Source organism: Sulfurovum sp., from assembly GCF_041562805.1.
Lineage (GTDB): Bacteria > Campylobacterota > Campylobacteria > Campylobacterales > Sulfurovaceae > Sulfurovum.
Window position 1 is genome coordinate 1 of the sequence record NZ_JBFFOH010000254.1, and the last position, 2,276, is coordinate 2,276.

1 protein-coding gene is annotated in these 2,276 nt (G+C 40.9%); it reads left to right on the forward strand.

Annotated features, from left to right (window positions below):
- On the forward strand, positions 1-2,276 hold a 2,276-nt coding region (locus tag ABYK33_RS15425; RefSeq protein ID WP_373034210.1), incomplete at both ends, for a bifunctional aconitate hydratase 2/2-methylisocitrate dehydratase.

Consider the following 2,276-nt stretch of genomic DNA (forward strand, 5'->3'; position numbering starts at 1 on the left):
AAAGCATCACCAGTTGCAGATGCAGCGTATGCTATAGACCTTTTTGAAAACAAGATCCCAGCAGGTGTGGATGATGCAGCTTACATCAAAGCAGCATTTTTAAATGACATTGTTCAAGGTAATGTAACTTGTACAGAGATCGATGCAGTAAGAGCAACAGTTCTTTTAGGAACAATGTTAGGTGGATTTAACGTTGCACCTCTTGTTGATGCACTTAGCTCAACTGACGCAGCAATTGCAGAATCAGCAGCAACACAACTTAAAAATACATTGCTTGTATATGATTCATTTAATGATGTTAAAGCACTTATGGATAATGGTAATGCATTGGCTAAAGAAATAATTGAGTCATGGGCTAATGCTGAATGGTTCTACAACAAGCCAGAGATGAAAAAAGAGATCACACTTACTGTATATAAAATTCCTGGTGAAACAAATACAGATGATCTTTCTCCAGCATCTGAAGCATTTACAAGAGCCGATGTTCCACTTCATGCGAATGCTTTCCTAGTAAATAGAATGGATAATCCACTCGATACTATGAAAGAACTTAAAGCAAAAGGAAACCCGCTTGTCTATGTTGGTGATGTTGTAGGTACTGGTTCATCTAGAAAATCTGGTATCAATTCACTTCAATGGCACATGGGTGAAGATATTCCTTTCATTCCTGGTAAAAGAACTGGCGGTGTGGTTATCGGTGATATCATTGCACCGATCTTCTTTAACACTGCAGAAGATTCTGGATGTATACCTATCCAAGCACCTGTAGGAGAGCTTAACACTGGTGATGTGATCACGCTTAAGCCTTTTGATGGTGTCATTGAGAGAGATGGTAAAGTGGTTTCTGAGTTTAAACTTGAGCCAAACACACTTCCAGATGAGATGAGAGCAGGGGGACGTGTACCACTTATCATCGGTAAAGGTCTTACTGTTAAAGCAAGAGAAGCACTGGGAATGGATGCTGGAGATATCTTCATGACACCTGATATTCCTGCTGATAATGGTAAAGGTTTCACACTTGCACAAAAAATGGTAGGTAAAGCTGCCGGTATGGATGGTGTTAAACCAGGTGTTTATTCAGAGCCAGTATGTACAACTGTTGGATCTCAGGATACAACTGGTGCAATGACAAGAGATGAAGTAAAAGATCTTGCAGCACTTAGTTTTGGTGCAGACTTTGTACTTCAGTCATTCTGTCATACATCTGCTTATCCAAAACCAGCAGATATCAAACTACAGCATACACTTCCACAGTTTATGACTGAAAGAAAAGGGTTTACACTTAGACCGGGTGATGGTGTTATCCACTCATGGTTGAACAGAATGTGTCTTCCTGATACAGTTGGTACTGGTGCGGATTCACACACAAGATTCCCAATCGGTATCTCATTCCCGGCTGGTTCTGGTCTTGTTGCTTTTGCAGCAGTTACAGGTTCTATGCCACTTACTATGCCTGAGTCAGTACTTGTACGTTTTTCAGGTGAAATGCAACCAGGTATCACATTGCGTGATATGGTAAATGCTATTCCTCACCAGGCAATTAAAGATGGTTTACTTACTGTTGAAAAAGCTGGTAAGAAAAACATCTTTGCCGGACGTATCTTAGAGATAGAAGGACTTGAAGACCTTAAGTGTGAGCAAGCGTTTGAACTTTCTGATGCATCAGCAGAGCGTTCTGCAGCTGCATGTACAGTGAAGTTAAATAAAGAGCCTGTTGCTGAGTACTTAGCATCTAACGTAGCATTGATCGAAGAACTTATTGCTCAAGGGTATGAGGACAAAGCTACTCTTGAGAGACGTGCTCAAAAAATGAGAGACTGGATCGCAAACCCAGTACTTCTTGAAGCAGATGCGGATGCAGAGTATGCTGCTGTTATCAAAATTAACATGTCTGACATCAAAGAACCGATCGTTGCTTGTCCTAATGACCCAGATGATGTTAAAACATTGACTGAAGTACACGAAGCAGGACTTAGAACAGAGGTAGATGAAGTATTTGTTGGTTCTTGTATGACGAACATTGGTTTGTTTAGAGCCAATGCAGAAGTACTTAGAGGAGAAGGTCCGGTTGAAACTAAACTTTGGATCTGTCCTCCTACTAAAATGGATGAGAAGACACTGACTGAAGAAGGTTACTATTCTGTATTCGGAATGGCTGGAGCACGTATCGAGCCTCCAGGATGTTCACTCTGTATGGGTAACCAGGCAGCTGTTAAGCAAAATGCATGGGTATTCTCTACATCAACTAGAAACTTTGATAACAGACTTGGTAAAGG